Source organism: Pseudomonas lalkuanensis (assembly GCF_008807375.1).
Classification (GTDB): domain Bacteria; phylum Pseudomonadota; class Gammaproteobacteria; order Pseudomonadales; family Pseudomonadaceae; genus Metapseudomonas; species Metapseudomonas lalkuanensis.
The window spans coordinates 2,756,117-2,781,741 of the sequence record NZ_CP043311.1 but is presented as its reverse complement, the minus strand read 5'-3'; the positions used below and the strand labels follow the sequence as shown (position 1 = coordinate 2,781,741).

Annotated in this window: 21 protein-coding genes; 10 read left to right on the top strand and 11 right to left on the bottom strand. The window is 64.5% G+C overall.

All coding sequences use genetic code 11. The annotated features are described in order from the left end of the window. Positions 1 to 77: 77 nt before the first annotated feature. From FXN65_RS12930 to FXN65_RS12920, 3 genes are read left to right on the top strand one after another with little or no spacing between them, the layout of a single operon-like run. The gene (locus FXN65_RS12930) at positions 78 to 1,334 is read left to right on the top strand and encodes a TolC family protein (protein WP_151133589.1); all 1,257 of its coding nucleotides are present in this window, start codon (positions 78 to 80) and stop codon (positions 1,332 to 1,334) included. Continuing rightward, the gene (locus FXN65_RS12925; RefSeq protein ID WP_151133588.1) at positions 1,331 to 2,812 is read left to right on the top strand and encodes an efflux RND transporter periplasmic adaptor subunit; all 1,482 of its coding nucleotides are present in this window, start codon (positions 1,331 to 1,333) and stop codon (positions 2,810 to 2,812) included. Before FXN65_RS12930 ends, FXN65_RS12925 begins: the two co-directional genes overlap by 4 nt. Then, positions 2,809 to 5,967, top strand: a complete 3,159-nt coding sequence (locus tag FXN65_RS12920) for an efflux RND transporter permease subunit (RefSeq protein ID WP_151133587.1) — start codon at positions 2,809 to 2,811, stop codon at positions 5,965 to 5,967. Before FXN65_RS12925 ends, FXN65_RS12920 begins: the two co-directional genes overlap by 4 nt. A 192-nt stretch (positions 5,968 to 6,159) precedes the next feature. On the opposite strand, the gene FXN65_RS12915 is transcribed toward FXN65_RS12920, so the two are convergent. The 4 genes from FXN65_RS12915 to FXN65_RS12900 all read right to left on the bottom strand — a co-directional run bounded on the left by FXN65_RS12915 (position 6,160) and on the right by FXN65_RS12900 (position 9,213). Continuing rightward, positions 6,160 to 6,822 (bottom strand): VIT1/CCC1 transporter family protein, encoded by a 663-nt coding sequence (locus FXN65_RS12915; protein ID WP_151133586.1) that lies wholly within the window; start codon positions 6,820 to 6,822, stop codon positions 6,160 to 6,162. A 70-nt stretch (positions 6,823 to 6,892) separates the two neighbouring features. Then, entirely contained in the window at positions 6,893 to 8,356 is a 1,464-nt protein-coding gene (gene arcD / locus FXN65_RS12910) for an arginine-ornithine antiporter (protein WP_151138780.1), read from the bottom strand. A 215-nt stretch (positions 8,357 to 8,571) separates the two neighbouring features. Beyond that, positions 8,572 to 8,781 carry a hypothetical protein gene (locus tag FXN65_RS12905; protein ID WP_151133585.1) on the bottom strand — a complete coding sequence of 70 codons (210 nt, stop codon included), beginning with the start codon at positions 8,779 to 8,781 and terminating at the stop codon, positions 8,572 to 8,574. Positions 8,782 to 8,970: 189 nt separating this feature from the next. After that, entirely contained in the window at positions 8,971 to 9,213 is a 243-nt protein-coding gene (locus FXN65_RS12900; RefSeq protein WP_151133584.1) for a hypothetical protein, read from the bottom strand. A 229-nt stretch (positions 9,214 to 9,442) separates the two neighbouring features. Here FXN65_RS12900 and FXN65_RS12895 point away from each other — a divergent pair, with 229 nt between their 5' ends. Further along, positions 9,443 to 9,934: a GNAT family N-acetyltransferase gene (locus FXN65_RS12895; protein ID WP_151133583.1), complete on the top strand. Its 492-nt coding sequence runs from the start codon at positions 9,443 to 9,445 to the stop codon at positions 9,932 to 9,934. A 215-nt stretch (positions 9,935 to 10,149) separates the two neighbouring features. Further along, positions 10,150 to 10,461, top strand: a complete 312-nt coding sequence (locus tag FXN65_RS12890; protein WP_151133582.1) for a hypothetical protein — start codon at positions 10,150 to 10,152, stop codon at positions 10,459 to 10,461. A gap of 108 nt (positions 10,462 to 10,569) precedes the next feature. Here FXN65_RS12890 and dapF read toward each other — a convergent pair whose 3' ends face one another. Both dapF and FXN65_RS12880 read right to left on the bottom strand, forming a co-directional pair. Next, entirely contained in the window at positions 10,570 to 11,367 is a 798-nt protein-coding gene (gene dapF / locus FXN65_RS12885; protein ID WP_151133581.1) for a diaminopimelate epimerase, read from the bottom strand. Positions 11,368 to 11,471: 104 nt separating this feature from the next. Then, complete coding sequence (locus FXN65_RS12880; RefSeq protein WP_151133580.1) at positions 11,472 to 12,707, bottom strand: NADH:flavin oxidoreductase/NADH oxidase family protein; 1,236 nt, start codon at positions 12,705 to 12,707, stop codon at positions 11,472 to 11,474. A 121-nt stretch (positions 12,708 to 12,828) separates the two neighbouring features. Here FXN65_RS12880 and FXN65_RS12875 point away from each other — a divergent pair, with 121 nt between their 5' ends. After that, on the top strand, positions 12,829 to 13,254 hold the full coding sequence (locus FXN65_RS12875) for a MerR family transcriptional regulator (protein ID WP_151133579.1): 426 nt from the start codon (positions 12,829 to 12,831) through the stop codon (positions 13,252 to 13,254). A gap of 281 nt (positions 13,255 to 13,535) precedes the next feature. After that, positions 13,536 to 13,919, top strand: coding sequence for a COG4315 family predicted lipoprotein (locus tag FXN65_RS12870; RefSeq protein ID WP_151133578.1), 384 nt, complete (start codon positions 13,536 to 13,538; stop codon positions 13,917 to 13,919). Between the two features lie 105 nt (positions 13,920 to 14,024). On the opposite strand, the gene FXN65_RS12865 is transcribed toward FXN65_RS12870, so the two are convergent. From FXN65_RS12865 to FXN65_RS12855, 3 genes are read right to left on the bottom strand one after another with little or no spacing between them, the layout of a single operon-like run. Then, entirely contained in the window at positions 14,025 to 14,543 is a 519-nt protein-coding gene (locus FXN65_RS12865; RefSeq protein WP_151133577.1) for a hypothetical protein, read from the bottom strand. Then, on the bottom strand, positions 14,540 to 16,519 hold the full coding sequence (locus tag FXN65_RS12860; RefSeq protein WP_151133576.1) for an alkyl/aryl-sulfatase: 1,980 nt from the start codon (positions 16,517 to 16,519) through the stop codon (positions 14,540 to 14,542). Before FXN65_RS12860 ends, FXN65_RS12865 begins: the two co-directional genes overlap by 4 nt. 20 nt (positions 16,520 to 16,539) lie before the next feature. Then, complete coding sequence (locus FXN65_RS12855; RefSeq protein ID WP_151133575.1) at positions 16,540 to 18,126, bottom strand: GMC family oxidoreductase; 1,587 nt, start codon at positions 18,124 to 18,126, stop codon at positions 16,540 to 16,542. Between the two features lie 95 nt (positions 18,127 to 18,221). On the opposite strand from FXN65_RS12855, the gene FXN65_RS12850 reads away from it, so the two are divergent. From FXN65_RS12850 to FXN65_RS12840, 3 genes are all read left to right on the top strand, one after another. Then, the gene (locus FXN65_RS12850) at positions 18,222 to 19,238 is read left to right on the top strand and encodes an AraC family transcriptional regulator (RefSeq protein WP_151133574.1); all 1,017 of its coding nucleotides are present in this window, start codon (positions 18,222 to 18,224) and stop codon (positions 19,236 to 19,238) included. A 423-nt stretch (positions 19,239 to 19,661) separates the two neighbouring features. Beyond that, entirely contained in the window at positions 19,662 to 21,590 is a 1,929-nt protein-coding gene (locus FXN65_RS12845) for an alkyl/aryl-sulfatase (RefSeq protein WP_212632335.1), read from the top strand. 105 nt (positions 21,591 to 21,695) lie between these two features. Further along, the gene (locus FXN65_RS12840; protein WP_151133573.1) at positions 21,696 to 22,982 is read left to right on the top strand and encodes an OmpP1/FadL family transporter; all 1,287 of its coding nucleotides are present in this window, start codon (positions 21,696 to 21,698) and stop codon (positions 22,980 to 22,982) included. A 162-nt stretch (positions 22,983 to 23,144) separates the two neighbouring features. Here the strand turns inward: FXN65_RS12840 and FXN65_RS12835 are convergent, their stop codons facing one another. Continuing rightward, on the bottom strand, positions 23,145 to 23,651 hold the full coding sequence (locus tag FXN65_RS12835; protein ID WP_151133572.1) for a DUF3015 domain-containing protein: 507 nt from the start codon (positions 23,649 to 23,651) through the stop codon (positions 23,145 to 23,147). 142 nt (positions 23,652 to 23,793) lie between these two features. Continuing rightward, positions 23,794 to 25,428 carry a mechanosensitive ion channel family protein gene (locus FXN65_RS12830; RefSeq protein WP_394351294.1) on the bottom strand — a complete coding sequence of 545 codons (1,635 nt, stop codon included), beginning with the start codon at positions 25,426 to 25,428 and terminating at the stop codon, positions 23,794 to 23,796. Between the last annotated feature and the right edge of the window lie 197 nt (positions 25,429 to 25,625).

Here is a 25,625-nt window from a genome sequence, read left to right as displayed (position 1 = left end):
CCTGAATTTCCCTCCGCATCGGCTTTGGCTGCGGTGGGGCTCGCGCCTGTGCGCCGAATTTTCAGAGGAATCACCCGATGACCTCCCCGAATCCTTGCCGTGGTTGGCCTGTACCTGCAGCCGTGGCAATGATGCTGTTCGCCCTTCCAGGCCAGGCTGCATCCCTATCGCTGGACGATGCCTTGCAACTGGCCGAACGCAACGCCCCTTCCCTCTCGGCACAAGCCGCCAGGCTGGACGCGGCACAGAACGCTGCGATCCCGGCCGGCGAGCTGCCCGACCCCAAGCTGGTCCTGGGCCTGCAGAACGTCCCCATCGAAGGCGAAGACCGCTGGAGTGTGGATCGCGACTTCATGACCATGCAGATGGTGGGCGTGATGCAGGAAATGCCCAGCCGCGCCAAGCGCGAGGCCCGGATCGAAACCGCCCGCGCATCGGTTGACCGCGCCGCCACCGAAGCAGCTGCCGAGCGGGTGAAGGTCCGTCGCGAAACAGCCCTGGCCTGGATCAGCGCTTATACCGGCCAGCGCAAACTGGCCCGATTCGACGATTTCTTCCGCGAAAACCGCCTGCTCGCAGAGGCGGTTCAGGCCCGCCTGGCCGGCGGACGCGGCCAGGCGCAGGACGCCGTGGAGCCCAGGCAGGAAGCGGCGCAGCTGGCCGAGCAACAGGATGAGCTGGAATTGCAGCTCGCCCAGGCGCGCGCGGCACTCAAGCGCTGGATCGGCCAGGACGCCGGCCTGCCCCTGTCCGGCGAGTTGCCCAGCTGGCCCATCGATGCCCCGCAGTACCTGCAAGCCCTGCACCGCCACCCGGAGCTGGCGACCTACGAGCCGATGACCCGGGAAGCCGAAGCCCAGGTGCGCGAAGCCGAAGCGGAGAAGAAACCCGACTGGAGCTGGGAGGTGGATTACCAGCGTCGTGGCCGTGAATTCGGCGACATGATGACCGTTCAATTCACCTTCGACCTGCCGGTGTTCTCAGGCTCTCGCCAGGACCCCAAGATCGCTGTGCGCCGGGCCCAGGTGAATGAACTGGAGGCGGAACGCGAAGCGCTGCTGCGCGAGCATGCCGAACAGCTGGAAGCCGACGTGGCGGATTATCAGCGACTGGATCGGGCCGTCAGCCGCAGCCGTGCCACCCTGGTCCCGCTGGCCGAGGAAAAGGTACGCCTGGCACTGGCGGACTACCGGGCAGGCAAATCCGAGCTGGCCAGTGTCATCGCAGCACGGCGAGAGCTGGTCCAGGCCAGGCTCAAGGAAATCGACCTGCAAGGTCAGCAGGCCCAGGCGGCCGCCCGTCTCTACTTCACCTACGGGGAGGGTCGCCCATGAACCGCTCCAACTGGGCCCTGCCGGCGCTGATGGGCACCATGCTGCTCCTGGGCGCTGCCGGGGGTTACTGGTTCGCTGCCCGGGGCAACGCGCCAACGTCCACCACCGGCACCGACCACCAGGCCGCCAAGGACGAGCGCCAGCCGCTCTACTGGTACGACCCCATGTATCCGCAACAGAAGTTCGACCAGCCCGGCAAGTCGCCTTTCATGGACATGCAACTGGTCCCCAAGTACGCCGAGGATGCGGATGGGGCTGGTTCCGTTCGTATCGAGCCGGACATCCAACAGAACCTCGGCCTGCGCCTTGCCACGGTCACCACCGGGAAACTGGAGCAGGACATCCAGCTGACCGGCGTACTCGCCTTCGATGCCAGGAACGTGGCACTGGTCCAGGCGCGCGCCAGCGGGTTCGTCGAACGTGCCTATGCTCGCGCTCCGGGTGACGTCGTCGCCGCTGGTGATCCCCTCGCCGATGTACTGATTCCCGAATGGGCAGCGGCGCAGGAAGAGTTCCTCGCCTTGCGCCGCTCGGGCGACCCAGCCCTGGCCGCTGCGGCACGCCAGCGCCTGCAACTGGTCGGTATGCCGGACGCCCTGATCACGCGCATCGAGCGTCGCGGCAAGGCTGAACCTGCGCTGACCCTGACCAGCCCCATCAGCGGCGTGATCCGCGATCTTGAAGTGCGCACGGGCATGGCCCTGGCCGCCGGACAGACGCTGGCCCGGATCAATGGCATCGACCGGGTCTGGCTGGAGGTAGCCGTTCCGGAAGCCCAGGCCGCCACGCTGAAAGCCGGGCAAGCCGTCGAAGCACGCCTGCCGGCCCTCCCGGGTGAGACCACCCACGGCGTCCTGGCCGCCATTCTTCCGGAGGCGGACCCGCAAAGCCGGACGCTGCGGGTACGCATCGAGCTGGATAACGCCACGGGGCGCTTGCGACCGGGCATGACGGCGCAGGTCCAGTTGAACCAGCAAGGCGGCGACGAGGTGTTGCTGGTCTCCAGCGAGGCGGTCATCCGCACCGGCAAGCGCACGCTGGTGATGCTGGCCGAAGACAAAGGCCGCTTCCGCCCCGTCGAAGTCCGCCTGGGGCAGGAAAACGAGGGGCAAACGGTGGTCCTTGCCGGCCTGGAAGCCGGCCAGCAGGTCGTGGCCTCCGGGCAGTTCCTGATCGACTCGGAGGCCAATCTGCGCGGTATCGAAGCCAGGACCGTGCGCGAAGCCGAGCCACTGCAGGCCTCTCCGGCCCTGCATGAAGCCGAAGCGACCATTGTGGAAACCGGCAAGCAGGACCTGACCATCGCCCACGGCCCGTTCAAGACCCTGGGCATGCCGGGAATGACCATGACCTTTCCCCTGGCCCGCCCCGAACTGGCGAACGGTCTCAAGGCCGGCGACCGCATCCGTATCAGGGTTCGCGAGACCGACAGCGGACTGCTGATCGAACAGGTGGAGAAACTGGAGGCCGCGCCATGATCGAGAAACTGATCCGCTGGTCGGTCGCCAACCGTTTCCTGGTGCTGCTGGCCACGCTGATTGCGGTGGGCTGGGGCATCTGGTCGCTGCGCGAGACGCCAATCGATGCCCTGCCCGATCTCTCCGATGTGCAGGTCATCATTCGCACCAGCTATCCCGGCCAGGCCCCGCAGATCGTCGAGAACCAGGTCACCTACCCGCTGGCGACCACCATGCTTTCGGTGCCAGGCGCCAGGACGGTGCGCGGGTTCTCCTTCTTCGGCGACAGCTTCGTCTACGTGCTCTTCGAAGACGGCACGGACCTGTACTGGGCCCGCTCACGGGTGCTGGAGTACCTGAATCAGGTTCAGGGCCGCCTGCCCGCCACCGCCCGTGCAGCCCTGGGGCCGGATGCGACCGGGGTTGGCTGGATCTTCCAGTACGCCCTGGTGGACCGCAGCGGCACCCACGACCTCGCGCAGCTCCGCGCCTTCCAGGACTGGTTCCTCAAGTACGAACTGAAAACCCTGCCCAACGTCGCCGAAGTCGCCACCGTGGGCGGCATGGTCAGGCAGTACCAGGTCCAGCTCGACCCCATCCGCCTCACCAGCCAGGGCCTGACCCAGGCCGATGTGGTGGAGGCCATCGGCAAGGCCAACCAGGAAACCGGCGGTGCCGTGCTGGAAATGGGCGAGGCCGAGTTCATGGTCAGGGCGTCGGGTTACCTCAAGACCCTCGCCGACTTCCGCGCCGTGCCCCTGAAACTGACGCCCCAGGGCACGCCCGTAACCCTGGGTGACGTGGCGACCGTCCAGCTTGGGCCGGAAATGCGCCGGGGGATCGCCGAACTGGATGGCGAAGGCGAGGCCGTTGGCGGCGTGGTGGTGCTGCGCAGCGGCAAGAACGCGCGGGACACCATTACGGCGGTCAAGGCCAGGCTGGAGGAGCTGAAGGCGAGCCTCCCGCCAGGTGTGGAAATCGTCACCACCTACGACCGCAGCCAACTGATCGAGCGGGCCATCCGCAATCTCAGCCAGAAGCTGATCGAGGAGTTCCTGGTCGTCGCCCTGGTCTGCGCGGCGTTTCTCTGGCACCTGCGTTCTTCCATGGTGGCCATCGTCTCGCTGCCGGTGGGCGTGCTGGTCGCCTTCGGCGTCATGCACGTCCAGGGCATCAACGCCAACATCATGTCCCTGGGTGGGATCGCCATCGCCATTGGCGCCATGGTCGATGCCGCAGTGGTCATGATCGAGAACGCCCACAAGCGCATCGAGGCCTGGCACGCCCGCCATCCCGGCGAAGAGCTGCGCGGCGACGAGCACTGGCGGGTGATGACCGAGGCGGCGACCGAAGTCGGTCCCGCGCTGTTCTTCAGCCTGATGATCATCACGCTGTCGTTCATACCGGTGTTCACCCTGGAGGCCCAGGAGGGACGGCTGTTCGGCCCCCTCGCCTTTACCAAGACCTATGCCATGGCGGCTGCCGCTGGCCTTGCCGTCACCCTGGTGCCCGTGCTGATGGGCTACTGGATACGCGGCCGGATACCGCCGGAGCAGAGCAATCCGCTCAACCGCGTGCTGATCAGGCTGTACCAGCCGGCGCTGGATGTCGTCCTGCGATTTCCGAAGGCGACACTGATGGTTGCCGTACTGGCCTTGCTGACCACCCTCTGGCCCATTTCCCGCCTGGGTGGCGAGTTTCTCCCGCCGCTGGACGAAGGCGACCTGCTTTACATGCCCTCCGCCCTCCCCGGCCTGTCTGCGCAGAAGGCCTCGGAGCTGCTGCAACAGACCGACCGCCTGATCAGGACGGTGCCGGAAGTCGCCAGTGTCTTCGGCAAGGCCGGCCGCGCGGAGACGGCCACCGATCCCGCGCCATTGGAAATGTTCGAGACCACCATCCGCTTCAAGCCGAAAGACCAATGGCGTAGCGGGATGACCACGGAAAAGCTCGTGGATGAACTGGATCGCGTGGTCAGGGTGCCCGGCCTGACCAACATCTGGATTCCGCCGATCCGCAACCGGATCGACATGCTCGCGACGGGCATCAAGAGCCCCATCGGTGTGAAAGTGGCTGGCGCCAACCTGCAGGAGATCGACCAGGCCACCCAGGCCATCGAACAGGTCGCCAGGGCAGTCCCCGGCGTGACCTCCGCCCTCGCTGAACGCCTGACCGGGGGACGCTACATAGACGTCGATATCGACCGCCAGGCGGCAGCCCGCTACGGGATGAACATCGCCGATGTGCAGGCCATCGTGGCCAGCGCCATCGGCGGCGAGAACGTGGGTGAAACCGTCGAAGGACTGGCTCGCTATCCGATCAACGTCCGCTACCCGCGGGAGTGGCGCGACTCGGTGGGCGCGCTCCAGCAGCTGCCTATCTATACCCGCCTGGGCGGCCAGATCACCCTCGGGACCGTAGCCGCCATCCGGGTCGTCGACGGGCCGCCCATGCTCAAGAGCGAGAATGCGCGCCTCTCCGGCTGGGTCTATGTCGATGTCCGGGGGCGGGACCTGGCGTCCGTGGTGAAGGACCTGCGGCAGGCAGTCGAAGGCTCGGTGAAGCTCGCCCCCGGCATGAGCATCAGCTACTCCGGGCAATTCGAGTTCCTGGAACGGGCCAATGCGAGATTGCAGCTGGTGGTGCCGGCGACGCTGACGATCATCTTCGTACTGCTCTACCTCACCTTCGGGCGCGTCGATGAGGCCGCGCTGATCATGGCCACCCTGCCCTTCGCACTGACCGGCGGCGTGTGGTTCCTCTACCTGATGGGATTCAACCTGTCGGTGGCCACCGGCGTCGGCTTCATCGCGCTGGCCGGCGTGGCCGCCGAGTTCGGCGTGATCATGCTGCTCTACCTGAAAAATGCCTGGTCAGACCAGCAAGCCTCCGGGCGAGCCACGAACAGGGACTTGCTGGGGGCTATTCGCGAAGGCGCCGTTCAGCGTGTCCGCCCCAAGGCAATGACCGTGGCCGTCATCATCGCCGGCCTGCTGCCCATCCTCTGGAGCGGTGGCACCGGCAGTGAGGTGATGAGCCGCATCGCCGTGCCCATGGTAGGCGGCATGGTCACGGCGCCCTTGCTGTCCCTGTTCGTCATTCCGGCGGCCTACTGGCTCATGCGCCGCCGCCGGCGGTATTGCGCAGGCGCAGAAACCACCCCCGGAGCACATTAACGAGTATCGACCTCGCCTAGGGGACGCCATGCGCAACGATGCCGGGGTTTGCGCCCCGGCATCGGACCGCGGGTCCGCGCGGCCCACCCTGCAAGGGCGCGGGCGCGAGGATGTAGCTCCAGGGTGTGCCCTGCGCACCGGTGACTGAGCCCCGCGCGATCCCATGATTGGTGCCCGCGCCCAACTGACTCATCACCCGCCCAACGCAATGATCGCGAAGAGCAACGCGGTTCCCACCAACGCCAATGCCGCACCCGTTGCCCAGGTGTTGCCGCCGGAGTAGCGAGCCAGCAACCACCCACTGAGGAACAGCATCCCCAGGGCCACCAGGTTGGACGTACGGATTGCCAGCGCGGTGGTATCGATCAGCAGGAACGGAATCACCGGAGGAAAGGTCGCCAGCACCACCAGCAGGAAGGTGCCCAACGCACCCTTGATGTCTTCGAAGTCCAGCCGCGGGCGAAAGGGCTTTTCGGCGTTGAGCAGCAGGCGCAAACGCAGCATCTCGAGTCCATCCGGGTCCGCCGCCTCGGCAATCCGCGGTGGCAGGGCATCGGCGATCAGGGCCCGGCCCTTGTCCGGGCCGGCGTCCCCCTGCAAGCGGGCCATGAGCGTTCGGCTACGGGTACGCTCCGTCCAGGTACGCAGCAGGTAGATCACGGCATCGGCCAGACCCCACGCGAGATTGCAGCCAAAGGCCGCGATCAGCATGGTCCGCGCCTCTTCACGGCCCGAGGTGGCTACGCTCAGCGAGCCGATGAAGGTCATGGCCATCAGCAGTCCGAAAATCACTTCGGTCGCGCGGTCCACGGGGTCGAGCACTCCATGCCGGGATTCATCTCCGGGTTTGTCCATGGCGATCTCCCTGGTAATTCGAACCGGTCAAGGCGGACGCGCAACGCCGTCCGCCATGGGAGCCCCGCAATCAGAGGCTGAGGAAGCCGCTGTACAGGCCATAACCCGCGATCAGCGCACCGATCAGTACCACCAGGAAGATCACCTTCTCCACCGAGGTGAACACTGGCTGCCCGAGTTCGCGTTTCGCCTTGGCGAACAGGATGGCCCCGGGCGCATAGAGCAGCGCCGACAGCAGCAGGTACTGCACCCCGGCCGCGTACACCAGCCATACGGCATAGAGCACGGCGATCAGGGCGATCAGCAGGTCCTTGCCACGTTCGCCAGGAGCCTGCTCGTAGGTTTCATGACGCCAGGCCAGCAGCAAGGCATAGGCGGCAGACCAGAAGTACGGCACCAGGATCATCGATGTGGCCAGGTACAGCAGGCTGAGGTAGGTGGAGCTGTTGAACAGGGTGATGATCAGGAACAGCTGGATCAGCCCGTTTGACAGCCACAAGGCATTGACCGGCACCTGGTTGGCGTTCTCCTTGCGCAGGAACTCCGGCATGGTGTGGTCGCGGGCACTGGCAAACAGTATCTCGGCACACAGCAGGGTCCAGGACAGCAGCGCACCCGCCAGGGAGACGATCAACCCGACGCTGATGAGGACGGCGCCCCAATGGCCGACCACGCTCTCCAGCACCCCGGCCATGGATGGGTTCTTCAGTCCGGAGAGCTGGGCCTGGGCGAGGATGCCCTGGGACAGCACGTTGACCAGCACCAGCAGGAGGAGCACGCCGACGAAGCCGACCACCGTGGCCTTGCCGACATCACTGCGCTTCTCGGCGCGGGCGGAGAAGATGCTCGCGCCCTCGATGCCGATGAACACCCATACGGTGACCAGCATCATGTTGCGCACCTGGTTCATCACCGTGCCCAGGTCACTGTTGCCCGCGCCCCAGAAATCGGTGGTGAACACATCGAGCTTGAAGGCGATGGCGCAAATGACGATGAACAGCGCCAGCGGCACCATCTTGGCGATGGTGGTCAGGGTGTTGATGAAAGCCGCCTCCTTGATCCCGCGCAGCACCAGGAAATGCAGGAACCACAGCAGCAGCGAGGCGCAAATGATCGCCGGCAGCGTGTTGCCCTCACCGAACATGGGGAAGAAGAAGCCCAGGGTGCTGAACAGCAGCACCATGTAGCTGACGTTGCCGATCCAGGCGCTGATCCAGTAGCCCCAGGCCGAAGAAAAGCCCATGTAGTCGCCGAACCCGGCCTTGGCGTAGGCATACACACCGCCATCGAGCTTGGGCTTGCGGTTGGCGAGGGTCTGGAAGACGAAGGCCAGCATCAGCATGCCGACCCCGGTGATCAGCCAGCCGATCAGGGTGGCGCCGGCGCTGGCGCTCGCCGCAATGTTCTGTGGAAGAGAGAAGATTCCGCCGCCAACCATCGAGCCGACGACCAGGGCGATCAGCGCACCGACCTTCAATTTATCGCTGGAGGCGGCAACCTGTGTCTGTTTGCCGGGTTCAGCCTGCTTACCCATCTGCACATTGCTGGTGGAATCGACCATGTAAAGCTCCTTGCCGAATTGGCATCGCTCAATTGAATGGCCGGCCAACTGGAAATGGTCGCTACCGCACAGCATGACCCTTCACGTGGTCCCCGCCACCGAACAGACTGCTTGAATCTCTGCTGGGAGCTGGTTCGATCCAACTCGCACCCCGCAGCCGGGCACTGCCTTTCGAATCTCCGGGAACGCTATGAGCCTCGCAGCAAGTGATAATGCTCAGCCGCCCAATGCTTCACCGTTTCCGCTGAAAACTGGTGAGGCGCGTCAACTCGCTCCTCCAGCTTGGTCACGAAAGCCAAGGCGGAAGCCTCGTCATGAAAACTGAACGTCATGCCACAGGCATGAACCAGCCATGCAGGTTTGTCCTGCACGGTGGCCTGCTCGATCACTCGCTCCACTTGGCCCTCCCAATTTCTGGAGAAGCACTGACGAATCGATTTGAGTGTAGCCAGCAAGTTGGAGGCAGCAGCCTGTATCGCCGTTTGCATCAGCGGGCGGGATGGAGCTCAGGTCGGGGGCGCCATGCGCACGCGCGGTTTGCCAGGGTGTTGGATCGTTGCGCAGTTGCTTGACGGCAAGGCTGGAGATCACCTGGTTTTCTGAATATCCAGCACCAGCGTAATGGTGCCATCCGTACTCGACGCCACATACGGATCAAGCACCGGGAACCTGTCTGCGGCCTGCTCCACCAGGAACTCCCCGGCAAGCAGAATCAGCTCACGAGTGGGATTTGCCAACACGATGCTTTCCCTTGCGAAACCATGGGTTTCAAGTGCGGTGGCGGCTCGCTCGATCAGATCGGCCAGCACGGCCAAGGTTTCTCGATCCATTGCTCACCTCATGCGCAAGGACTGGCTCCTGGCGCCAAACGTCGCTTTCGTAGGATGTGACGAGACCGCGGCACGCCTCATCCATCGGTGCAGATTAGTCCCTCCGGTTCGGGCCGGCAAAAGCGTGCGGAGCGCCGCAGCTGTATGGAAATTTTGCTTGCGATCTGCACCTACCCGTCACCTCTCCCCCGCCCTAGCATCGATCGCTCCGAACAGGCAGGGCCGTGCGATGAACGAGATTCCCGGGGACATTGATTTTTCAGGATTGAAGGTGCGTCGGCTGGAGCTGGGTGACCTTCAGATGATCTGCATACATCGCCAAACCATGTTCCTCGAGGCGGGAGGCGTTCCGTCGGAACTGAAGGTGATGACCGAGCACTTCCGGCCCTGGCTGCATCAGCGCCTGGCAGATGGCCGTTACTACGGCTTTGCCCTGCTGGACGATGGGCAGCCCGTGGCGGCGATAGGCCTCATGAACATCGAATGGCCTCCGCACCCCGCCCATCCAAGCCAGGACCAGCGCGGCTATGTGCTCAACGTCTTCGTCGACCCTGGCTATCGACGCCGGGGCCTGGCATCGGCACTCATGAAGTTGGCGGAAGCCGAGTTTGCTCATCGTGGCGTGAGCTTTGCCGTGCTGCACGCGACCCAGGCCGGCAGGCCGGTATATGAAGAGTTGGGCTGGGCGGCCAGCGCGGAAATGTCCAAGGCCATCGGCTGACCCGAACGGCCGCCATATTGGGCGAAGCATGTGATCCCCGCCATCGGGAAACGCCAATCCTCGCCGCGCGTGCCGAACGTGGCGCCCCTGCACTGCAAGGTGTCGGGCGCGGATAACCCATGAACAGGCCTACACTCTAGAGTGCAACGCATGATGTTCCCCTAGCTGCCATGGCGTTCCGTGTCGCTGTGGCAGCGTTTTTCAGGAGGATGCCCATGCCTGCCCTCTCCGAAATTGACCGCCAATTCATCTCCGCCGTCCATACGCTGATGCGTGAATACGACATCAGCCGATCGCAGCTGCTCGCCATGCTGGATCGAAACACCCGGCGGGTGATTCCCGGTCCGACGCCCCAACCCCTGAAGACCTATCTCAATCCGTACACGCTGCAGTCCATACAGGTGCGGGTCTGCCGCAACCTGACCTACCGGGCCTGGGTGGCCGAGTACGGTGAAGAGATCGTTGCAACCTGGCAGATCGAGCCGATCAGGGGCCGCAAGAAAAGGATCGAACGCCCCGCCAGGTGACCTCCCTTACTCCCCCCCTGCTGGGTGCGCCACGCGCACCGCTTCGGCGATCGACTCCGGCATGGCACGGTTCCGATCGAAGCCGCGGCGCCGCCCCTCATGTCCGGATCAGACCAGGCACTCCGGATCCAGGCTGTAGCTGCCCACACGGCACACCGGCCCTTGCATCAGGATCTCGTAATCGTCATCCAGAACGATCTGGATTACTCCGCCCGGCATATGAACATTCACCTCGGGATCGACCAGCCCCAGCCGCCGACTGACTGCCGCCGCCGCACAACTGCTGGTACCCGAGGACTGCGTATAACCCACTCCGCGCTCCCAGATGCGGACCTCCAGGTTGTTGCGGTCGATCACCTGGACGAACTGCACATTGGTGCGGTTCGGAAAGTGTTCGAGGTGTTCGATGATCGGGCCCAGCGAGCGCGCGACCAGCTCATCGGGCTGCTGGACGAAGATCACACAGTGAGGATTTCCCATGGAAACCGGATTCAGCTGAAGCGCACGCCCCTCGACAGTCAATTCCGGCAAGTCCTTGTCGGGAAACTGGGCACGCCCCATGTGGATGGCAACGCTCCGGCCTTCGTCCAGGACCTGGCACGACACCACACCGCCAGCGGTACGCACCTGGAATTCTCCTGCCGACACATGGCCACGATCCCAGAGAAAGCGGCAGAAGATTCGCAGCCCATTGCCGCTTTTCTCAGCCTGGGAGCCGTCGGTGTTGTAGATGATCACCGAAGGCATTTCGGCCGGCGCGAGCACCGGCACGAGAATACCGTCGGCTCCCAATCCCCTGTGCCGGTCGCAGGTTCTCGAGATCTCCGCCGAAGAAAGGCCGAAGGGCAGCGCGCCCGTGTAAACCAGGTAATCGTTACTGGCAGCGTGGTACTTGATGAATTCCATGATGACTGAGGCCTCCGTTCGCAGAGGGCACCGAGCTTAGGCAAGCCGGATGCTGCGAACAAGCGCCTTTCCCATGAGTCCATCCGCCCTCTTGCCCGGGCGCCTCAACCCGCCCGGCTGCTCATCATCCGCCGGTACTGCCGCGCACGACGAAAGGTGCTCCACTGTTCCTGCAGCAACGTCCGCAGCGGCGAGGCCTCCGGCTCTGGATGGGTGCCGTCGGCCAGGCGACGCATCTGGTGCTTCACCAGGGACATGTAGGCCAGCGCGGCAAGGGCCTTGCGCTTCCAGCGGATCGACGGCAATTCCGCGCTGGCCTGCTCCTCGCCTGACTGCCAGAGGTTCGGCAGCGCCGGATTGACCGCCAGCGCGGTAGCGATGCCTGCCATTGCCACACCGCCCGAGAGCACCTGCTCCACCACTGGCAGGCGGCGGATGCCACCGGTGACCATCACCGGCATGCGCGCGATGGTGGCGATCTCCTCGGCGAACTCCAGGAAGTAGGCTTCGCGGGCCAGGGTACGGCCGTCACGTGCATCGCCCTGCATGGCCGGCGCCTCGTAACTGCCGCCGGAAAGCTCCACCAGGTCCACGGAAAGCTCGTTGAGCCAGAGCACCACCTGACGCGCGTCGTTCGTCTCGAAGCCACCGCGCTGGAAGTCCGCAGAATTCAGCTTCACGGCCACGCAAAAACTCGGAGAAACCTCGGCACGTACGGCCTTCACCACCTCCAGCAGCAGGCGCGCGCGGTTCTCGATGGAACCGCCCCAGCGGTCCTGGCGGCGATTGCTCAGGGGCGACAGGAACTGGCTCAGCAAGTAGCCGTGGGCGGCATGCACCTGCACGCCGCTGAAACCCGCCTGCTCGGCCAATGCTGCCGTGCGGGCGAAACGCCGGATCAGCTCGGCGATCTCGTCCTCACTCAGTGCGCGGGGCACCGGGAACATCCTGGAGAGCCCGCCCATCTCCAGTGCCACGGCGGAAGGCGCGACTGTGGGCTGGCCAAGATTGGCCTGCATCTGTCGGCCGGGATGGTTGATCTGCATCCAGAACTGCGCGCCCTGCGCACGGCCGATTCGTGCCCATTCGCGGAAGCGCTCCAACGGCTGGCCTTCCTCCAGCACCACGCCGCCGGGCCCGGTCATCGCGCGGGCGTCCACCATCACGTTGCCGGTCAGCAGCAGCCCGGCACCACCCTCGGCCCAGGCCTGGTAGAGACGCAGCAACTGGTTCGATGGGGTCTGGTCCTGATTGGCGAGGTTCTCTTCCATCGCCGCCTTGGCGATGCGGTTGGGAATGACGGCGCCATTGGGCAACTGCAGGGGCTGGAAGGGCGACATGAGGCTCTCCGGAAGGTTGGCGCCGTGCGTCGGATGGGAGATCGCTGAACGACGGCGCGGTTGGGTTACGGAGAGCCTAAGGTTAAAGTCAACCTTAAGGTCAATAGAGGAGTTTCATTCAATGAAGATCGGCGAACTCGCCCGCCGCAGTGGCCTGACCGCATCGCGCATCCGGTTCTATGAAGCCAGCGGCCTGATCAGCGCCCAGCGCCTGGGCAACGGCTATCGCGATTATCCCGAGGAGGCGTTGCACACGCTGGAGGTGATTACCTGCGGCCAGCAGGCCGGATTCAGCCTTGAGGAAATGCGCAATCTCATGCCCGCCCCGAACGAGCCCGGCGGCCACCATGATCGCCTGCTGGAAAGCCTTCGCCGCAAGGTCGTCGAAATCGACGCCCTGCAGGAGCGCCTGACGCAAAACCGCGCGCAATTGTTGGCCCTCATCGCCGATATCGAGGGCAAGCCCGAGGGCATGGGCTGCGAGGAAAACGCCCAGCGCGTGCTCGCCGGAATGCGGGAGCGCCGGGGGAATGCAGCCAATGGCTGATCGTAGGGTGCTCCATGCGCACCGATTCCGGTGCCTGCCCCTGGCACCGCAATAATCCGCCGGAACGCACGGCGCACCCTGCCCGTCTCTGCATGCCAGGTCGCTTCGGGCGTAACCGCCTTCGATCTTTCTACTCAGGGCAGGGAATAAACCCGCTCGTGGGTCGTCTCTCCTCCGCAGTCACGGGTTCCTTGCCGCGCTACAGACCCGTCCGCCACAGCTTCACGCACTCATGCCCATTGGCGATTGCCGGATCGCCCCCCTGACGAGAGAGACTCACCATGCTGAAGAGAATGCTGGTTCCTGCCGTTGCCCTGAGCCTTTGCGGCCTGTCCCATGTGGTCCTGGCCGATGCCCCGACCAAGGCGGTCGCCACCGCACTTGGTCCGACTCTGGCCGATGAGCGGGGCATGACGCTCTACACCTTCGACAAGGACGCCGATGGCACGTCCGCCTGCAATGACCAGTGCGCCAGGAACTGGCCGCCCTTCATGGCCCCGGCCAATGCGAAAGAAGGGAACGGCTACAGCGTCGTCGTCCGCCAGGATGGCAGCCGCCAATGGGCCTACCTGGGCAAGCCGCTCTACACCTGGGTCAAGGACACCAGGCCCGGCGACACCACGGGAGATGGCGTGAATCAGGTCTGGCATGTGGCCAAGCCCTGATCGGGCTGATTTCCGCGGGGAAACCATAAGGAAGATCCCCGACCCACAGGGTGCGCCGCGCGCACCGGGAAACAGGCCCGCTGCCCCAGGTGCGCATGGCTCACCCTACTGCCGGGTACCGTGACTGAGATCAACTGATTGCCAGAGCCCGGCCTGCTGCGTGCCGCCTTCAACATGCAGCAGGCCATGCTCCAGCGCCTGCCGGGTACTCAGCTTCCCTCCGAGCATCGCCAGCAATGCACCCTCACCCACGATCACCACGTCCTCACCCTCGGCGGGGCCGGTTGTGTGCGGCGTCGGCTGCCAGTGGCCATCGCGTTTCTCGAACCGCGTCCACAACCCCGGTTCCACCAGCAACAGGCTGAAGCGCTCGCCATCGGCTGGCAGCATGGCAGCCAGGCGGTCCATCGCCTTCAGCGCGCGGCGCATGCCAAAGGCTCCGGGCAATGGCAGCGGCGGCGCCATCAGCTTGTCCTGGTAAGCCCGGTGGATGGCCAGGGACACCTCCAGCGACGCCGGGTGAGCCAGGGCCAGGTCCATTGCCATGCCGTCGTAGCCGCACGCGAGGCTGGCCGGGGCGGCGCCGCACAGCAGCGCCGCCAGGCTGAAGGTCGCGAGCCTCATGGCGTGACGATGTCGAACCAGAAGTCGAACTTGTCCATCAGCCCCATGAACTCGCCGAATGCCTGCTGGCGACCGTCGAACTTCAACTCGCCGGACGTCACCTTCTGCTCCAGGGTGGCCCTGCCCAACTGGATGTCTTCCAGCGTGCCCTTGCTCATGGTCAGGCCGACGTCCGCCTTGTCGCTGGCCTTGGGCTCGTAGGTGAGCACGGCGTTCTCCACGGTGACGGCGTAGCTCTGGCCCAGGTCGGTGAAGTTGAAGTTGAGCACCAGCTTCTTGCCTGCCGCCCGCTCGCCGTTGAGACGCACCGCCAGGTAGTCGAAGAGCATTTCCGGGGTCATGGCGCGGATCACGTCCGGGCTGGCGGTCACCGTGCTGCCCATGCTGGGCACACCATTGCGCAGCTCGTAGGCCCCCTGCAGATAGACCGAACGCCAGGGACCGGACTCGGCCTGGTAGCCCATCTGCTCGAAGGCATCGGCCATCAGGTTCTTCGCTTCAACGTTGTCCGGTTCGGCGAACACCACCTGCTTGGTCGCCTCGGCCACCCAGCGGTACTCACCCTTGTCGAAGTCGGCCCGCGCGCGTTTCAGCACAGCGGCGGAACCGCCCATGTATTCGACGTATTTCTTGGCCGCCGGTTGCGGCGGCAGCTTGTCCAGGTTGACCGGGTTGCCGTCGTACCAGCCCATGTAGCGCTGGTAGACCGCCTTGGCGTTGTGCTTGAGGGTGCCGTAGTAGCCACGCCCCGGCCAGAAGGCTTCCAGTTCCGGCGGCAGCTTGATCGCCTCGGCGATCTCTTCACCGGTCATGCCCTGGTTCATCATGTGCACGGTCTGGTCGTGGATGTACTTGTACAGCGCGCGCTGCTTCTTCAGGTAATCCTGGATCTCGGCCTTGCCCCACAGCGGCCAGTGGTGGCTCTGGAACTTCACCTCGGCCTGGTCGCCATACAGTGCCTGGGCCTCGCCAATGTACTTGGACCACTGCAGCGCATCGCGCACCTGCGCCCCGCGCAGGGTGAGGACGTTGTGCAGGGTATTGGTGGTGTTCTCCGCCATCCACAGCGCCTTGAATTGCGGGAACCAGGTGTGCATCTCCACCGGAGCCTCGGTACCCGGCGTCATCTGGAACACCATCTCGACGCCGTCGATGGTCACTTCCTGGCCCGTCTTCGTGACGAACTCGGTGGGCTGGATCAGGGTCGTGGTGCCGGCCGACACGGTGAGCCCGAGGCCAGAGCCAACGCTGCCCTGGGGGTTGCGCGGCAGCAGCGCGCCGAACATGTACACCGCGCGACGGGCCATGGCGTTGCCGGCGATGACGTTTTCACTCACCGCAAACTCGGAGAAGTCTTCGGGAGCGACGATTCTGACCTTGCCGGCCTTCACGTCCGCTTCGTCGACGATGCCGCGCACCCCGCCGAAGTGGTCGATGTGCGAGTGGCTGTAGACCACGCCCACCACCGGCTTCTTGCCCAGGTGCTGGCTCACCAGGTCATAGGCGGCCTTGGCGGTTTCCTCGCTGAGCAGCGGGTCGAACACGATCCAGCCGCTGTCGCCCTGGATGAAGGTGATGTTCGACACGTCATAGCCGCGCACCTGATAGATGCGGTCACTGACCTTGTACAAGCCGTACTCCACGTTCAACTGGGCGATGCGCCAGAGGCTCGGGTTGACCGTATCGGGCGCCGGCCTGTCCTGCGCGATGTACTGCTTGTAGCTCTCCAGGTCCCAGACCACCTTGCCGTTGGCATCCTTGATGGTCAGGGTGTCGGGCTTGGCGATGAAGCCCCGCTCGGCGTTGGCGAAGTCCTGGCGATCGGCGAAAGGCAGCTTGTCCAGCACGGCCCGGTTGGCCGCACGGGTTGCTTCGCTGGCCGGCTTGGCGGGTACCGGCGCCGCCTGGGCGACTGCGCTGGCAAGCAGTGCCAGGCTGAGCCCGGCGGCAGAAATTCGTTTCAGGGACAGGTGCATCTGTTGCTTCCTCATTGTTGTTATTGGCCGCTCGCGATCCACTCCGCCGCTCGCTCGGCGATCATGATGGTGGGCGCGTTGGTATTGCCGCCGACCAGGGTCGGCATGATCGAGGCATCCACGACCCGCAGGCCCTGGGTACCATGCACGCGCAGCTGGCTGTCCACCACCGCGTGCTCGTCGTTGCCCATGCGGCAGGTGCCCACGGGGTGGTAGATGGAGTCGGTGCGCCTGCGCAGCAGCTCGATCAGCTGTTCATCACTGTGCAGGCCGTCGCTGAACTTGTCCTTCAGGCCGAAGCGCGCCATCGGCGCCTGGGCGACGATCTCGCGGGCCATGCGGTAGCCCTTGAGCAGGGTCTGTACGTCATCGTCATGGCCCAGGAAGTTCGGGTCGATGCGCGGCGGCGCGGCTGGATCGGATGACTGCAGACCCACGCTGCCGATGCTCTTGGGCCGCAGCACACAAACGTGGCAGCTGAAGCCGTGGCCCCAGTGCAACTTGCGGTTGTGGTCGTCGAGCAGGCTGACCACCGAGTGCAACTGGACATCCGGGCGAACCAGCTCCGGACGGGTCCGGAGAAAGCCGCCCGCCTCGGCAAAGTTGGTGGCCAGCGCACCACGACGCGACGCCAGGTACTGCACCAGCGCAGCGCCCAGCTTGAGGCTGCCGCCCAGGGAATAGCCCATCAGCGAGTTGTCAGTGCTCTGGTAGCCGAGCACCACGTCAGGATGATCCTGCAGGTTCTGCCCCACGCCCGGCAGCTCATGCTGCACGGGAATGCCCTGGGGCTTGAGTTCGGATTCCGGACCGATGCCGGAAAGCATGAGCAACTGCGGGCTGCCGAAGGCACCGGCGGCTACCAGCACCTCCCGGCGGGCCTTGAGGTTCTGCGAACGCCCCTTGACGCGCACCTGCACGCCAGTGGCCCGCTTGCCCTGCAGCAGGATGCGCTCGGCATAAGCGCCCGTCAGTACGGTGAGGTTGCTGCGGGAGCCACGAATGGGCGTGAGGAAGGCCGTGGCCGTGCTCCAGCGACGGCCTTCGCGAATGGTTACGTCGTATTGGCCGATGCCTTCCTGCTCGGCGCCGTTGAAGTCGTCGTTATAGCGGTAGCCAGCCTTCTGTCCGGCCTCGATGAAGGCTCGAGTTGCAGTGTGTGCTTCGATCTGGCCGACGTAGAGTTCGCCGTCGCCACCATGGAACTCGCTGGCGCCGCGATGGTGCATCTGGCTCTTGCGGAAATACGGCAGCACCTCGTTGAAGGACCAGCCGGCATTACCCAGGGCGGCCCATTCGTCGTAGTCGCTCTGGTGGCCACGGATGTAGATCATGCCGTTGATCGAGCTGCTGCCGCCGAGCACCTTGCCGCGCGGCTGGTACCCGCGACGGCCGCCCAGTCCGGGCTGGGGCACCGTGTCGAAGGCCCAGTTGACGTGACGCGTGGGCAGGATGGCGGCGACGCCGGCCGGCGCATGAACCAGCGGCGACCAGTCGCGCGGCCCCGCTTCGAGCAGGCACACGGATACTGCGGGATCGGCACTCAGCCGGTTGGCCAGCACGCAGCCGGCCGAACCGGCGCCGACGACGATGTAATCGAATTCCATGGGACGCTCCGAAGTGGCGAGTAGCCCGGGAATTCTTCGCCGAGGTCAAGGAACAAAAATTGACATTTCCTGACAGTTAATTGATTTTTGACGACATGGAACCTTTCATCAGAACCACTTCGTTCGGCGGCTTCCGCGAGCTCGTCACCCAACTCGGGCAAGACCCGCATCCGCTCCTCGCCCGCTTTCGCATCCGCCCGGAGTTGCTGGACGACGAAGACGCACGAGTGCCCTTCCGCTCGCTCATCGCCCTGCTGGAAAGTGCCGCCGAGGAGCTGCACTGCGCTGATTTCGGCCTGCGCATGTCCGACTACCAGAACCTCGCCGTGCTCGGCCCAATCGCACTGATCGCGCGTAACGCGGAAACGGTGGGCCACGCACTGACGGAGATCGTCCGTTTCATCGGCTACCACAGCTCCGGCATCCAGTTGGACCTGGACCGCAGCGAGCCGGATGCGCCGCGTCTGGTCATCGAACTGCGCATGCCCGGCCCCCAGCGGCAAATGGTGGAACTGGCCATGGGCGTGGCGCAGAGCACCATGAAGCTGCTCTGCGGCCCCACCTTCAGCGCCAGGGCGGTGCTGCTGTCGGGCAGCAGCCCGCTCCCGCTGTCGCGCTACCGTCGTCACTTCGGCTGCGAGACCTACCTCGGCCAGCCCTGCAACGCCCTGGTGATCACCGAGCGCCAACTGGCCCAGCGCATCGAACGCCATGAACCGGCCATGCACCGCGCCCTGGAGCAGTACCTCAGCCAGATCCACCACCTGGACTCTCCCGACCTGCTGGACCAGATCCGCCGCCTGGTACAGCGCCTGCTGCCGACGCAGCAATGCCGCCTGCCACTGGTGGCAGAACAGCTCGGCCTGCACGAGCGCACTCTGCAACGGCAACTGGCCGAACTGGGGCGCACCTTCGAAGTATTGGTGGAAGACATCCGCCGCGAGCGCGCCGATTTCTACCTGGTCCAGCGCGACATCCCCATGACGCAGGTCGCCGGCATGCTCGGCTATAGCGAGCAGAGCGTGTTCAACCGCGCCTGCCGCCGCTGGTTCGACATGACGCCCAGCGCCCGCCGCCGGCAATTGCTCGAACAGCGCCTGACGGTCGAGTGAAAACGCCACGGGGATGATTGATGGGTATCGCTTCGCTCAACCCATCCTCCGCTGCGACGAAGGCCAAGCGCTTTTCTGTTGGGGCGAATTCATTCGCGATAGACAACGCAGTTGCCCCTTCTTCTTCCCTACAACCATCGCTCTACACGGCTGCCATTTCGGCCCACGGAACCGACTGAAAAGCCCCAAGATACAAGCCACCGCCGGGCGGATTTTCCCCGTCAAAAAACTGCAATTTCTAGACGCCCCATGAAAGCGCACTACATTTCTACCTGCTGGTAGTTACCGTTCACGGTACGGCGGTCCCCACGAAGAAGGAGCTTGTGTATGACGCCACACACCCAACCAGCGACCATTTCCCTTGCCATCAAAAACGCCACCCCATCCAGAATGGCCAGCACTTTGTGTTCTCTGGTCGCCGCAATGGCCCTTTCTGCGAATGCGATGGCAGCGGACAAGCCCAAGCCCGCGACTGACGCCACCAAGGCGGCCAACGCCGCGTTGATGACTGAGCTGCCGTTCAACGACAAGACTTCTTTCGAGCTGGCCCACAAGGGTTTCATCGCCCCGCTGCCGAGTGAGCCGATCAAGGGCGCCCAGGGCAACATGATCTGGGACCCGGCCAAGTACGCCTTCATCAAGGAAGGCGAAGCGGCGCCTGACACCACCAACCCGAGCCTCTGGCGGCAATCCCAGCTGATCAACATCTCCGGCCTTTTCGAAGTCACCGATGGCATCTACCAGGTGCGCAACTACGACCTGTCTAACATGACCATCGTCGAGGGCAAGAGCGGGATCACCATCATGGACCCGCTGATTTCCTCGGAAACCGCCAAGGCGGCGCTGGACCTCTACTACAAGCATCGGCCGAAGAAGCCGGTGGTAGCGGTCATCTACACCCACAGTCACGTGGACCACTACGGTGGCGTGCGCGGTGTGGTGGACGAGGCCGACGTGAAGGCCGGCAAGGTGAAGATCTACGCACCGCTCGGCTTCCTGGAGCATGCCGTGGCCGAGAACGTGATGGCCGGTACCGCCATGAGCCGCCGCGCCAGCTACATGTACGGCAACCTGCTGCCGCCGAGCCCTGAAGGCCAGCTGGGTGCGGGCCTGGGCACGACCACCTCGGCCGGTACGGTGACGCTGATTCCGCCCACCGACATCATCCAGAAGACCGGCGAGAAGCACGTGATCGACGGCCTGACCTACGAGTTCCTCTATGCCCCTGGCAGCGAGGCACCGGCCGAGATGCTCTATTACATCAAGGAGAAAAAGGCCCTCAACACGGCCGAGGACTCGACCCACACCCTGCACAACACCTACTCGCTGCGCGGCGCCAAGATCCGCGAACCGCTGCCCTGGTCGAAGTACCTCAACGAGGCGATCAAACTCTGGGGCGACGACGTCCAGGTGATGTACGCCATGCACCACTGGCCGGTCTGGGGGAACAAGGAGGTGCGTGAGCAGCTGTCTTCGCAGCGCGACATGTACCGCTACATCAACGACGAGACCCTGCGTCTGGCCAACAAGGGCTACACCATGACGGAGATCGGCGAGCAGGTGAAACTGCCGAAGGAAATCGCCAGCAAGTTCTCCAACCGCGGTTACTACGGCTCGCTGAACCACAACGTGAAGGCCACCTATGTGCTCCACCTGGGCTGGTTCATCGGTAACCCGGCCACGCTGAACGAATGGCCGCCGGAGGAGCAGGCCAAGCGTTACGTGGACATGATGGGCGGCGAGGACGCCGTGCTGAAGAAGGCCAAGGAGTACTACGACAAGGGCGACTACCGCTGGGTCGCCGAGGTGGTGAACCACGTGGTCTTCGCCAATCCGGGCAACCAGGCAGCGAAGAACCTGCAGGCCGATGCACTGGAACAGTTGGGTTACCAGGCTGAAAGCGGACCGTGGCGCAACTTCTACCTCACCGGTGCCCAGGAACTGCGTAACGGCGTCGCCAAGCTGCCCACGCCCAACACCGCCAGCCCGGATACCGTGCGGGCGATGGACCTGGACCTGTTCTTCGATTTCCTGGCCATGCGCTTGAACGGGCCGAAAGCCGAGGGCAAGAAGATCACCCTCAACGTCGACTTCACCGATCTCAAGCAGAAGTACGCCCTGGAAATGGTGCACGGTGTGCTCAACCACACCGAAGGTGTCCAGGCCAAGGATGCCGATGCCACCGTCACCTTGACCCGCGACACCCTGAACAAGATCGTCCTGAAGGAAACCACGCTGAAGGATGCGATTGCCAAGGGTGACATCAAGGTCAGTGGCGCCGAAGGCAAGCTGGAAGAACTCGTGTCGTACCTGGATGAGTTCGACTTCTGGTTCAACATCGTCACGCCGTAGCAACCCGGGGCAAGGCAAGCCAGAAGGCTTGCCTTGCCCTCCCCGCCTTATTGAGTGATTCCGGTCCTCCCCGCACCAGGATCGATTCGAAGAGAAGGATGCTCCATGACTCATTCCAGCCATCTGCCTCGTCTCACCTGCCTGCTCGCCCTCGGCCTGGTCTCGGAAGTCGCCCGGGCTGGCGGCATCTTCATCTACGAGGCGGGCCAGGAAGGCATGGGCCTTGCCAATGCCGGTGCTGCAGCCCTGGCCACCGACCCCAGCGTGCTGATGAACAACCCTGCGGGCCTTTCCCAACTACCCGGCACCCAGATCAACGCCAACGGCCAGGTGCTGCTGGGCCATATCCGTTTTTCCCGAGACAGCGGCAACCAGTTCGACGGCAATGAAGGCGGTAATGCCCTGCAGTACCTGCCGGGCGCCAGCTTCTTCATCAGCCATCAGCTCGACGAGCGTTCCAGCATCGGTTTTGGCAGCTATGGCAACTTCGGCCTGGCGCTGGACTATGACGACGACTGGGCCGGCCGCTACTTCACCCAGGAGGCAGCCATCATCGGCGTATCGCTGCAGCCGACCTACGCCTACAAGATCACCGACGACCTTTCCGTGGGCATCGGGCCGCGCCTGATGTACGCCTACTACCGCACCGAAGTGGGCATCAACAACAACCTGCTGGGGCTGGCGGACCGGCCCGATGGCCAGCTGGAGTACAAGGACACCGACGTCGGCACCGGGGTGAACCTGGGGCTGCTCTACCGCCTGAACGAACGCACCGTGCTGGGCCTCGCCTACACCAGCAAGGTGGACCTGGAATTCAAGGATCGTCCGAAGCTGGACGACATCAGCAATCCGCTGCTGAACGTGGCGCTGAACCGCATCAACGTGAACGACCTGGAAGTGGACATGGAGGTGCCGCAGACGGTGCTGCTGAGTGCCGCCTACGACCTGGACTCGCAATGGAAGCTGCTCTCCAGCCTTGGCTGGCAGCAGTGGAGCCAGTTCGGCAAGATCGGCGTCGAGGTGGATGCGGACAACGTCGACGCCAGCCGTTCGGTCGACCGCCAGTACAAGGACACCTGGCACGTCTCCGTGGGCGCGCAATACCAGCTCTCGCGCCAGGTGCGCTGGAACATGGGGGTGGCCTACGACAGCTCCATGGTCGACGACAGCGACCGCACCGTGGACCTGCCCACAGCGGAGACCTGGCGGTTCGCCACGGGCGTCAATTACACCGTGGAAGAAGGGCTCGACCTGCACCTGGCCTACACCCTGATCTGGCTGGGCGACATGGAGGTGGACCAGACCAAGCGCCGCTCGGGCACCACCCTCTCGGGCACCTACGAGAACGCCGCCATCCACGCTATCGGCGGCGGCGCAGTGTGGCGCTTCTGAGGCTGAATTCATTCGCCAGGCAGGACGCAGTCCTGCCGTAGGTTGGTCCGAGGTACGAGGCCCAACGGAACGGAGCTCTTCGCGAGCAGAGCTCGCTCCTACAGTTTTCCGCCACCCCAAAAAAATGCCCTCCGAAGAGGGCATTTTCGCGTATCCGTGGTATCAGCTCGGCTGCTTGACGTAGCGGGCCAGCTGCTGGTCGCGGCTCATCACCTCCAGGGTATTGGCGAGCACCTGATCACCGGTGGCGTCAGGGGTGGCGAAGATGCTGGAGAAGTTGGCCTGGGCGACCTGGGCGAAGTGGGCGCGGTCGCCCTGTTCGATACCCAGCAGGGTGGCATAGGCATCCAGCGCCTCACCCTGGCCCTGGGCCATGTCTTCGGCGATGTTGTCGAGCATGCCGTTCATGGCGAACAGCGAACGGCCGCCATAGCGGATGGTCACGCTGGAGTCGCAGCCGTTGGTACCGGAGGTCAGGCCGAAGGTGGCGTTGCCCGAGGTGCCGTTGGTGGTGGTGGCCAGCAGGTGCGGAGCCAGGCCACGCTGGCCGTCGAACACCATGTTGCCCCAGCCGCAACCACCGCCTTTACCCTCGGCGGCTTGGGCCATAACGCCGGCTGCGCCCAGCAGGCCGAGGATCAGCGCTTTGCCAATCAGTTTTTTGGTCATGTCCTGTGTTCCTTGGTCATTGAACTTCATGGGCGCGCGTTCGGACGACTTCCCCACTGAACGACACGCGGCTACCAGAATGTCTAGGCGACGCTGGCGGCTCTTTCAAATCCGAGTTCGTCCAGCTTCACCCGCAGAGGCTTCAGAACTCGCCATCCTGCTTTTGTTCCGGCGCCCTGGCCGGCGCCGCATACCAGTTCTCCCGGGGCACCAGCTTCTCGTGGGAGGGGTCTCCCAGGTAGTGCGGCGACATGATCTGGACGCCGTACTCGTTGAACACGTCCTGGATATTGGCGTGCAGCATGGTCAGCAGTTCGGCGCGTGGACGCGGTTCGCTGGGCACGGCCTGGGCCACCAGCCTGTACTCGGGGTAGAAGTCCGACAGCGCGGTCTGGAACACCTGTGGCCGGGGCAATTGCAGGATGCCGGGCGTGCGCCGTGCGGCTTCCAGCAGCATGGCCTCCACCTGGCGCCAGGGCGTGTCGTAGCCGATGGTCACGGTGGTATCCACGACGTAGCCGACGCCTTGCACCACGCGGGAATAGTTGCGCGTCACCGAGCCGGTGATCATGGAATTGGGAATGGTCAGCACCTCGCCCAGGCCGGTGCGGATGCTGGTGGTGAACATGCCGAGTTCGGTGACCGTGCCTTCGTTGTCGCCGATGCGCACGTACTCGCCCGGCCGCAGGGTACGGGTGTAGGTGACGATCAGCCCGGCGGCGGCCTGCCCCACCACGCTGGATGCTCCCAGGGAAATCATCAGGCCGATCAGCACCGACAGCCCCTTGAAGGCTTCCGTGCCGGCACCGGGCAGGTACGGGTAGGCCATGGCCAGCGCGAACAGCCAGATGGCCAGGGAGGTCAGCCGGGTGGTGGGCTGCAGTGTTTCATCGTTGAGCCACTTGATGGTGCCGGGTCTGGAGAGCCGCCCCAGCAGGCGTTTGACGAAGGCGCTGAAGCCCCGCGCGATGAAGAAGATCAGCAGGGCGATGATGAGGCCAGGGATGGCGCTGACCACCGCATCCAGCAGGTAGCGCACCAGTTCGATCAGGTACTGGTTGAGGCTCTCGCCCCAGGGCCGCGTATAGGGGAAACGCTGCAGCACGAAGCTCAGCCATTCATAGGTGAGCAGCAACACCACGGCCCAGTAGACCAGGGCCAGCAGGCGCCGCACCAGCGGAAACAGGTTGCTGGAGTCCACCAGTTGCGTCTGGCCGATCTTCAGTGCGCTGGTGTGCTTGCGCATGCGCTTGGGCAACCAGGCCAGCGCCTTTTGGTGACCCCGCGTCAGCAGCCGCAACAGCCCCAGGTAGAGCAAGGTGGCCAGCACCGAGTAGCCACCGGCGGTGAGCAGGAAGCGCAGGCTGCGGGCCTCGGCGGACTCCGCCACCACCTGCCGCAGACGCTGCGCCGCGTCTTCGGCCGCCTCGCGCACATCGCCCGCGGTTGCGTCGACGTCCTTCGGCGAAACGATGAAGGCACGGCGGTCGCCCAGCAACACCAGGTAGCTGTCCTGGATGGTATCCAGCCCGACCTTGGGCTCCTCGGTGCCGTCGAGCATTTCGCCGATCACCGCGCGGGCACGGCTGACGCGGGCCTCCGGGGACTCGCCGAGGATGGTGCCGCGAAAGACGAAGATGCTGCGATTGGCGATCTTCAGCTCGGCGGGGGCCGCCGCTACCGGCTCGGTCTCCTCCATCGCCGCCTGCGCGACGCCAAGCGCCATCGAAAGAACCCAGAAAATCGTGGCGCCCCACCCGTAGATCCGTTTACCCATGCATCGTGCTCCGCCTATCGCTTCGGTGTCTGCCAGGTCTGCGCTGTACCTGCAGCGCGGGGCCGGCCAGATGCAGCCTAGACCAGTTCGATGCGGGTCAGCGGACGGATGCATGCCAACCGGAAGAGGATGGCGCGCAGGACTTCAACAGCTCCCGATGCCGGCATTCACAAAGGTGATCTCCGTACGAATTTTCT

Excerpts from the sequence above, each read along its gene's own strand:
- FXN65_RS12900 (WP_151133584.1), bottom strand. The coding sequence starts at position 9,213 with ATGGATCGAGAAACCTTGGCCGTGCTGGCCGATCTGATCGAGCGAGCC.
- FXN65_RS12845 (WP_212632335.1), top strand. The coding sequence starts at position 19,662 with ATGGCCCTTTCTGCGAATGCGATGGCAGCGGACAAGCCCAAGCCCGCG.
- FXN65_RS12850 (WP_151133574.1), top strand. The coding sequence starts at position 18,222 with ATGGAACCTTTCATCAGAACCACTTCGTTCGGCGGCTTCCGCGAGCTC.
- FXN65_RS12835 (WP_151133572.1), bottom strand. The coding sequence starts at position 23,651 with ATGACCAAAAAACTGATTGGCAAAGCGCTGATCCTCGGCCTGCTGGGC.
- FXN65_RS12895 (WP_151133583.1), top strand. The coding sequence starts at position 9,443 with ATGAACGAGATTCCCGGGGACATTGATTTTTCAGGATTGAAGGTGCGT.
- FXN65_RS12840 (WP_151133573.1), top strand. The coding sequence starts at position 21,696 with ATGACTCATTCCAGCCATCTGCCTCGTCTCACCTGCCTGCTCGCCCTC.
- FXN65_RS12875 (WP_151133579.1), top strand. The coding sequence starts at position 12,829 with ATGAAGATCGGCGAACTCGCCCGCCGCAGTGGCCTGACCGCATCGCGC.
- FXN65_RS12880 (WP_151133580.1), bottom strand. The coding sequence starts at position 12,707 with ATGTCGCCCTTCCAGCCCCTGCAGTTGCCCAATGGCGCCGTCATTCCC.
- FXN65_RS12830 (WP_394351294.1), bottom strand. The coding sequence starts at position 25,428 with ATGGGTAAACGGATCTACGGGTGGGGCGCCACGATTTTCTGGGTTCTT.
- FXN65_RS12855 (WP_151133575.1), bottom strand. The coding sequence starts at position 18,126 with ATGGAATTCGATTACATCGTCGTCGGCGCCGGTTCGGCCGGCTGCGTG.
- FXN65_RS12890 (WP_151133582.1), top strand. The coding sequence starts at position 10,150 with ATGCCTGCCCTCTCCGAAATTGACCGCCAATTCATCTCCGCCGTCCAT.
- arcD (WP_151138780.1), bottom strand. The coding sequence starts at position 8,356 with ATGGGTAAGCAGGCTGAACCCGGCAAACAGACACAGGTTGCCGCCTCC.
- FXN65_RS12925 (WP_151133588.1), top strand. The coding sequence starts at position 1,331 with ATGAACCGCTCCAACTGGGCCCTGCCGGCGCTGATGGGCACCATGCTG.
- FXN65_RS12930 (WP_151133589.1), top strand. The coding sequence starts at position 78 with ATGACCTCCCCGAATCCTTGCCGTGGTTGGCCTGTACCTGCAGCCGTG.
- dapF (WP_151133581.1), bottom strand. The coding sequence starts at position 11,367 with ATGGAATTCATCAAGTACCACGCTGCCAGTAACGATTACCTGGTTTAC.
- FXN65_RS12920 (WP_151133587.1), top strand. The coding sequence starts at position 2,809 with ATGATCGAGAAACTGATCCGCTGGTCGGTCGCCAACCGTTTCCTGGTG.
- FXN65_RS12915 (WP_151133586.1), bottom strand. The coding sequence starts at position 6,822 with ATGGACAAACCCGGAGATGAATCCCGGCATGGAGTGCTCGACCCCGTG.
- FXN65_RS12870 (WP_151133578.1), top strand. The coding sequence starts at position 13,536 with ATGCTGAAGAGAATGCTGGTTCCTGCCGTTGCCCTGAGCCTTTGCGGC.
- FXN65_RS12860 (WP_151133576.1), bottom strand. The coding sequence starts at position 16,519 with ATGCACCTGTCCCTGAAACGAATTTCTGCCGCCGGGCTCAGCCTGGCA.
- FXN65_RS12865 (WP_151133577.1), bottom strand. The coding sequence starts at position 14,543 with ATGAGGCTCGCGACCTTCAGCCTGGCGGCGCTGCTGTGCGGCGCCGCC.